We start from the raw sequence: 7,676 nt of genomic DNA on the forward strand, positions 1-7,676 counted from the left end.
AGCAGCACCTCGGCGATGCCGCTCATGCCCGAGCCACCGATGCCCACGAAATGGATACTTTGTATTCTATGTTTCATGCGGCTCTCCCTGCCACTTGTTCACAGGCGTCCGCGATCTGCTGGGTCGCATTAAGCGCAGCATGCTCTTGAGCATGCTCGGCGTACTGAGCCAGCTCTTGCCGGTTGCGCTCCTGCAGCCACCCGGCCAGCCAATGGGCCGAAAAACCCGACTGCTTTTGCAGCCACGCACCATTGCAATCGCTCAGGTAACGAGCATTGGCGCTTTGATGGTCGTCAATGGCATGCGGCAACGGGATAAACAGGGCGGCAACGCCCGCCGCCGCCACTTCGGCCACCGTCATGGCGCCGGCACGACAAATCAACAGATCGGCCTGACCCAATTCGCCAGCCATATCGTCGATGAATGCATGGCACTGAGCGTGCACCCCCGCCTGCTCGTAACGTCGGACCAGCTCTTCTATATGCTGTGCGCCTGCCTGATGCACCACCACGGGACGTTCGGCCTGTGGCAGTTGCGCCAAGGCCTGCGGCACCGTTTCGTTCAGCACTTGCGCGCCCAGGCTTCCCCCAACGACCAGCAAGCGCAAAGGCCCTTGCCGCGCGCCGTAACGCTGAGCGACCGGCTGCAACTTCAGCACATTTTCGCGCACAGGATTGCCGACCATCAGCGCACCCGGCAACGCCCCCGGAAACCCGGTAAGCACCTTCTTTGCCATGCGGGCCAGCGTGCGGTTGGCCGTTCCGGCCACGGCATTCTGTTCGTGAATGACCAGGGGAACGCCGCTTAACCTGGCCATAAGGCCGCCTGGAAACGCCACGTAGCCGCCCATGCCAAGCACCACTTCGGGCCTGAGCGTGCGCAGCACGCGACGGGCCTGCAAACAGGCGCGGATCAAGGACACCGGCAAGTTGAACAGCGCCCCCGGACCTTTGCCGCGCACGCCCGAAAAACGCAGCGGCTCCAACGGGATGTCGTGCTGCGGAACCAGGCGCCCTTCCATACGTTCAGGATGACCCAGCCAATGTACTTTCCAGCCACGCTGGCGCATTTCTTCTGCCACGGCCAGACCCGGCATGATGTGCCCGCCGGTGCCGCCCGCCATGATCAATATGGTGCGCGCGCTCATGTTCGTTTGCCTCGCATCATGTTGCGGTTCTCAAAGTCGACGCGCAGCAGCAAGGCGACCGCGACCAGGTTCATGACAATGCTGGAACCGCCGTAGCTGACCAGGGGCAAGGTAAGGCCTTTGGTCGGCAACAGGCCCACGCAGACGCCAATATTGATAAAGGCCTGAACTCCAAACCACAACGCGACGCCCTGGGCGACCAGGCCGTTGAAGATACGCTCCATGGCGATGGCCTGGCGGCCAATGTCAAAAGCGCGCCAGACCAGGAATGCAAAGCCAAAAACCAGGGCCGACACACCGACAAAACCAAGCTCTTCGCCAATGACCGCGACGATGAAGTCGGTATGCGCTTCGGGCAGATAATGCAACTTTTCAACACTGGCCCCAAGGCCTACACCAAACCATTCGCCCCGACCCAAGGCAATAAGCGAATGCGACAACTGATAAGCACTGCCGTAGGCGTTGTCGGGGTTCCAGGGGTCAAGATAGGCAAACAAGCGTTCGCGGCGCCAGGGAGAAAGCCAGATCAACAACAGGAAACAACCAGTCAGCACGGCCAGCAAGCTGGAAAACAGTTTGCCGTTGATGCCGCCAATGAACAGAACACCGACGGCAATGGCGACAATGACCATGAAGGCACCCAGATCGGGCTCTGCAAGCACCACCAGGCCCACGGCAGCCAGGGCAAAGGCCATGGGCAGGAAGCCGCGCACAAAATTTTGCATATGCTCTTGTTTACGCACCGTGTACTCTGCGGCAAACAGCAGCATGGCCACCTTCATGAGCTCGGAAGGCTGAAAATTGATAACGCCCAGGGGCAGCCACCGTCGGGCACCGTTGACTTCGCGGCCGACGCCGGGAATAAGCACAATGACCAGTAGCACCATGCATAGCAAGAACAAGGGCAGCGCCGCCTTTTGCCACACACGCATGGGAATGCTGACGGCCACGCCCATGGCCACCAAACCCAACAATACAAATACGCCGTGACGAATAACGAAATAGTAACGGCCGTAGCTGGCATAGCGCGGCCCGTCGGCCAACGCGATCGAGGCCGAGTAGACCATCAGCAGGCCGAACAGCACAAGACCGGCAACCGCAATAATGACCGCGTAATCAAAGTTGGGCATCGTGGTGCGGCCCGGACGCACGGCGTTCACGCTAGAGGTCAGTTCGGCGAATAAGCTCATGCGACCTCTCCGTTGTCGAGCGCCAGCGTATCGACGGCATCAACGAATACTTGCCCGCGATGCACATAGTCACGAAACATGTCCATGCTGGCGCAGGCCGGCGACAACAGCACCGCATCACCTTCGCGAGCGAGGGCAAACCCCTTGCGCACCGCGTCTTCCAGCGACGAGGCTTTCTCAACGGTCAGTCCCACATCGTGCAAGGCATTGGCGATAAGGTCGGCATCACTGCCTATTAGAACGACCGCCCGAGCGTGTTCACGCACGGCAACAGCCAGGGGAGCGAAATCTTGTCCTTTGCCCAGTCCGCCCGCAATCAGCACCACGGGTTGGCCCAGACCTTCAAGCGCGGCCAAAGTCGCGCCGACATTCGTGCCCTTGCTGTCGTTGATGAAATCGATTCCGCCAACAGTTCTCACGAACTCGGTGCGATTGGGCTCGCCCGGGTAATCGCGCAACGCATGCAACATGCCGGCCCACCCTGCATCCAGACAACGGACCAGGGTCAGTGCGGCCAGCGCGTTCAAGGCGTTGTGTACGCCACGCACCCTTAAGGCGTCGGCGGGCATGAGCCGCGAAACGCGGCCCTGGGCTCTTTGAGGAGCCGGATCGTTCTTCTTGCGTCGGCCCGTAGTGACAGGCGTGTCAAAATCCACGGCTTCGCTGACGCACAGCCAGCTTACGTCATGGCTGCCATCCAGGCCGGTGTCGCCTTCCCAAACAGGCAGGCTGCGGCCAAAGCTACGCACCGAAAGCGCCCGCGGTTCGTCGACCATGGCAGACACAAGGGCGTCATCGCGATTGATGACCGCTACCTTTGCCATCTTCAGCAAACGCGCCTTGGCGGCGGCGTATGACTCGAGCGAACCGTGCCAGTCAAGGTGGTCTTGCGTGATGTTGAGCACCACGGCAGCATCAGGGGCAAGGCTGTAGGTGGACGCCAGCTGAAAGCTGGATAGCTCGAGCACCCACACCTCGGGCAAGTCACCCGATGCACACGCTTGCAGCAGGGCCGCGAGCGCAGCCGGTCCGATATTGCCGGCCGCCATGGCCTGATAACCGCTGGCACGCGCCAGTTCGCGGGCCATGACCGTAACGGTGGTCTTGCCGTTGGTACCGGTTACCGCCAACACCCCTGGGCGGTAACCTTGCTCGGCCATATCGCCAAGGGCTCGCGCGAAAAGTTCGATCTCGCCAATAACTTCTATGCCCTGCTGCTTCGCCGCAGCCAATAGCGTAGCCACCGGCTCGCTACCGGGCGGCAGGCCCGGGCTAATGACAACGCTGCACACGCCTTGCAAGGCGTCGTCATTGAAATGCTCCGCGCCCAGACGGTAATCGACATCGGCCGCAGCCAGCCCCTCACGCAACCCGTCCAGCCCCGCCGGTGACGCTCGCGTGTCCAGAACGCGCAACGGCGCGCCGTGCGCAGCGCACCACTGCGCCGACGCCGCTCCGGTCTGCCCCAGACCCAAAATCAGGGTCCGTGCATCGCGTCTAATCGAGGGAATGGAAAAGTCGCTCATCGCAGTTTCAGTGACGCCAAGCCAATCAGCACCAGGATCATGGTGATGATCCAGAAACGGACCACAACCTGGGTTTCCTTCCAGCCGCTTACCTCAAAGTGATGATGCAGCGGCGCCATGCGCAATATCCGTCTTCCTTCGCCATACCGCCGCTTGGTGTATTTGAAGTAGGTCACTTGCACCATGACCGACAAGGTCTCGGCAACAAAAACCCCACCCATGATGAACAGGACGATTTCCTGGCGAACGATGACGGCAATGGTGCCCAGCGCTCCGCCAAGTGCCAGGGCTCCGACGTCTCCCATGAAGACCTGGGCCGGGTAGGCGTTGAACCACAGAAAAGCCAGACCGGCGCCGGCGATGGCTGCACACAGCACCATTACTTCCGAGGCGCCCGGTATATAGGGAAACAACAGGTATTTGGAGTAGTCGACACGCCCCACCACGTAAGCGAATATGCCCAGCGCGCTGCCGACCATGACGGTGGGCATGATGGCCAGCCCGTCCAGTCCGTCGGTAAGGTTCACTGCATTGCTGGTGCCCACTATGACAAACCAGGTCAGAGCGGCAAACCCGAACACACCCAGCGGATAGCTGACGCTCTTGAAGAACGGCACGATCAGGTCGGCGCGGGTGGGCAAAGGCAAGGTAAAGCCGCTTAGCATCCAGTCGCGGAACAAGGGCCATAGGTCGGCGTTGGCAGGCGCCGAGACAGCAAAGGTAAGATAAATGGCCGCCACGGCGCCAATCAGCGCCTGCCAAAAAAACTTGCGGCGTGCGGACATGCCCTCGGGGTCACGGTTGACCACTTTCTTGTAGTCGTCGGCCCAGCCTATCCAGCCGAACCCAAAGGTAACCAGCAGCACCACCCACACGAACCGGTTGGTCCAGTCGGCCCACAACAAGGTGCTGACCGCGATGGCGATCATTATGAGGGCGCCGCCCATGGTGGGCGTACCGGTTTTCTGCAGGTGGGATTCGGGACCGTAACCGCGCACCGCCTGCCCGATCTTGAGTTCAGTAAGTTTGCGTATCACCATCGGCCCCGCGAACAGGCCGATCAGCAAGGCAGTGCCGCAAGCCAGAACGGCTCGCAAAGTGATGTACTCAAAAACACTGAACGCCCGTATGTGGGAATCAGCCAGCCAGCGGGCCAGTTCAAGCAACATTGTGATCTCCTTCGGCCTGCGCCTGGAGTTGTTGTAGATATCCTTGAACCACTCGTTCCATACGTGTGCTGCGAGAGCCCTTCACCAAAATATTGGCCGGCGTCTGGCCGGCAAGACAATCAAGCAGGAGGCTGATGTCGTCGAAAGAATAAGAACCCTCGCCAAACGCTCGCGCGCACTCGCGAGCGGCAGGGCCATACGTAAGCAAAGCGTCTATGCCCTGTTGCCGGGCATACGCACCGACTTCAGCGTGCATGGCCGGGCCTTCAGCACCCACTTCGGCCATATCACCCAGCACCAGCACTTTGCGTCCTTGCAGGCCGGCCAGCACGTCGATGGCGGCGCGTACCGAGTCGGGATTCGCGTTGTAGGTATCGTCAATCAGTTGCAAGCCGCCGGGCAGCAGGCGCGGCTGCATGCGGCCTGACACCGGATCGAAACTTTGCAGACCGAGGGCAATGGCTTCCAGCGGAGCGCCGGCAGCCAGAGCGCAGGCCGCTGCGGCGAGCGCATTGCGCAAATTGTGCAAGCCGGGCACCTTGAGCTGCACGTAGCAAGCGCCCTCTGGCGTATTTAAGCGAAAACCCGTCTGGGCAGGCTCAGCGCGGATGTCGTCGGCGTACACCTCAAAGACAGCATCCAGACCAAAAGTCAGCACGGGCCGACCCTGTGCAAGATCACGCCACAGCTCCGTGTAGGCCTCGTCGCCGGGGAACACCGCCACGCCGTATTCGGGCAACACACTGATGACGCTGCCGTTCTCGCGTGCCACGGCTTCAACGGTATGCATGAACTCCTGGTGCTCACGCTGAGCGTTGTTAACCAAGGCCACGGTAGGCTGCGCCATATCGGCAAGCATGGCGATCTCGCCGGGATGGTTCATGCCCAGCTCAAAGACGGCCGCCCGATGGCCAGGCTGCAGCGCGAGCAAAGTCAGGGGAACACCCAGTTCGTTGTTCAAATTGCCGCGAGTCCATAACGCGTGCTCGTCGCCGACCCAGCGACGCAAGATGGACGCGATCATTTCCTTGGTGGTGGTTTTGCCATTGCTGCCGGTAACGGCTATGGCCGGTATGTCGAAACAGCGGCGCCATTGGGCGCCCAGCACGCTCAGGGCCGCGGCAGTGTCGCCCACCGCGAACTGCGGCAGGTTGATATCGGGATTACGCTTTGCCACGATGGCGGCGCATGCGCCCGCCTCGCGAACCTGATCCAGATACGAATGACCGTCGAAGCGTTCGCCGTGCAATGCAAGAAAGATCTGCCCGGCGGCAATACGACGCGAGTCCGAACACAATGTGGCGCCCCGCCGCCATGTAAGCGCAAGCCTGGCCCATTCGCGGTCGTCGAACGGTTTGCGCTCGCCGGCAATTTCCTGGTAGGTTTCGTGCCCCTTGCCTGCCAGAAGCACGACGTCAGCCGCTTGGGCCCGCCAGATAGCCTGGACAATGGCGGCGGCGCGGTCGGCCTCGACCAACGGCTGTACGCCTTTCATGCCTTGCAGGATCTGGCCAAGAATGGCCGTCGGGTCTTCTGAACGCGGGTTGTCATTGGTCAGAACGACGACATCGGCCAGTCGGCCGGCCAGCTCCCCCATAACGGGACGCTTGCTTGTGTCGCGGTCGCCTCCGCAGCCGAACACACACACCAGTCGCCCGTTGCGCGAGGCGGCGGTTTCGCGCAGCGCCTGCAGCGCACGACTCAAGGCATCGGGGGTATGGGCGTAATCGACCACCACCATCGGCCCTTCTGCAGCAGGCTGGTTGCGGCCGCAATCGACCGCCTCAACCACCTGCAAACGCCCCCCTACCGAGCGCAAGGCCGACAAGGCCCGCGCAATGCGGGATACTGACCACCCCAGGCGCGCCAGCACACCGGCGATCAACAAAAGATTGGAGATATTGTGCGTGCCGACCAGGTGGGTGACGATCTGCGCGCAACGCTCGGCAATCGACAGGTTGAAGACCAGGCCGTACGTACCCGTGTGCACGTCCCCGGCCCCGATCGATGCGCCTCGCTCTTCGAGCGAATAAGTATCGACGCTCGGCAGTTCGAGCTGTTCCGCCAGCTCGCGTCCGGCGTCATCATCAATATTGATCACCGCCGCCGCAAGACCCTCGCGCTGAAACAGCTTGAACTTGGCCGCTTTGTATTGCTCGAGCGTCTGGTGATAATCGAGATGATCGTGAGTAAGGTTGGTAAACGCGGCAATATGAATGCGGACGGCATCAAGCCGCCCCTGATCCAGGCCTATGGAAGACGCCTCGATCGCCGCAACCGTTGCGCCAGCATCGCGTATGGCGGCCAGACTGCGGTGCACACTCAGGACATCAGGTGTGGTCAGCGCGCCACCCAAATTAGTACCGTCGGGCAAGGTCACGCCCAATGTGCCTATGGTTCCGCAAGGCACGTCTTCGGCGTTCAGGGCTGCCGCCAGCCATTGCACCGACGACGTCTTGCCGTTGGTGCCCGTAATCGCCACCACCGAAAGCGCCTCTGAAGGACGTCCATACCACTCGTGGGCGATGGCTCCCAGGCTCTTGCCAAGGCCGGTAACCTTCAGCATGGGCGCGGCACACTCAACGCTCTGGGCACCTGCTGCCGACTCGTCGGCCTCGACCAGCACCGCGACCGCGCCGTTTTC

At 61.4% G+C, this 7,676-nt stretch carries 6 protein-coding genes; all 6 read right to left on the reverse strand.

Annotated features, from left to right (window positions below):
• Nucleotides 1-77 (reverse strand): Mur ligase domain-containing protein (locus VL003_RS01835; RefSeq protein WP_325439009.1); only part of this gene is annotated, 77 nt, incomplete at its 3' end.
• Nucleotides 74-1,147 (reverse strand): undecaprenyldiphospho-muramoylpentapeptide beta-N-acetylglucosaminyltransferase, encoded by a 1,074-nt coding sequence (gene murG, locus VL003_RS01840; RefSeq protein WP_325438999.1) that lies wholly within the window; start codon nt 1,145-1,147, stop codon nt 74-76. The genes VL003_RS01835 and murG, both read right to left, overlap by 4 nt.
• On the reverse strand, nt 1,144-2,337 hold the full coding sequence (gene ftsW / locus VL003_RS01845; protein ID WP_325439001.1) for a putative lipid II flippase FtsW: 1,194 nt from the start codon (nt 2,335-2,337) through the stop codon (nt 1,144-1,146). Before ftsW ends, murG begins: the two co-directional genes overlap by 4 nt.
• On the reverse strand, nt 2,334-3,863 hold the full coding sequence (gene murD / locus VL003_RS01850; protein WP_325439003.1) for a UDP-N-acetylmuramoyl-L-alanine--D-glutamate ligase: 1,530 nt from the start codon (nt 3,861-3,863) through the stop codon (nt 2,334-2,336). The genes ftsW and murD overlap by 4 nt, the downstream gene beginning before the upstream one ends.
• Nucleotides 3,860-5,032: a phospho-N-acetylmuramoyl-pentapeptide-transferase gene (gene mraY / locus VL003_RS01855; RefSeq protein WP_325439005.1), complete on the reverse strand. Its 1,173-nt coding sequence runs from the start codon at nt 5,030-5,032 to the stop codon at nt 3,860-3,862. Before mraY ends, murD begins: the two co-directional genes overlap by 4 nt.
• Nucleotides 5,022-7,676 (reverse strand): bifunctional UDP-N-acetylmuramoyl-L-alanyl-D-glutamate--2,6-diaminopimelate ligase MurE/UDP-N-acetylmuramoyl-tripeptide--D-alanyl-D-alanine ligase MurF (murF, locus tag VL003_RS01860; RefSeq protein WP_325439007.1); only part of this gene is annotated, 2,655 nt, incomplete at its 5' end. The genes mraY and murF, both read right to left, overlap by 11 nt.

Origin of the sequence: Pusillimonas sp., assembly GCF_035515275.1 — a bacterium.
GTDB lineage: Bacteria > Pseudomonadota > Gammaproteobacteria > Burkholderiales > Burkholderiaceae_B > Pusillimonas.

What these genes read in the sequence shown, in the direction of transcription:
- mraY (WP_325439005.1), bottom strand. Translation starts at nt 5,032, where the DNA reads ATGTTGCTTGAACTGGCCCGCTGGCTGGCTGATTCCCACATACGGGCG.
- ftsW (WP_325439001.1), bottom strand. Translation starts at nt 2,337, where the DNA reads ATGAGCTTATTCGCCGAACTGACCTCTAGCGTGAACGCCGTGCGTCCG.
- murD (WP_325439003.1), bottom strand. Translation starts at nt 3,863, where the DNA reads ATGAGCGACTTTTCCATTCCCTCGATTAGACGCGATGCACGGACCCTG.
- murG (WP_325438999.1), bottom strand. Translation starts at nt 1,147, where the DNA reads ATGAGCGCGCGCACCATATTGATCATGGCGGGCGGCACCGGCGGGCAC.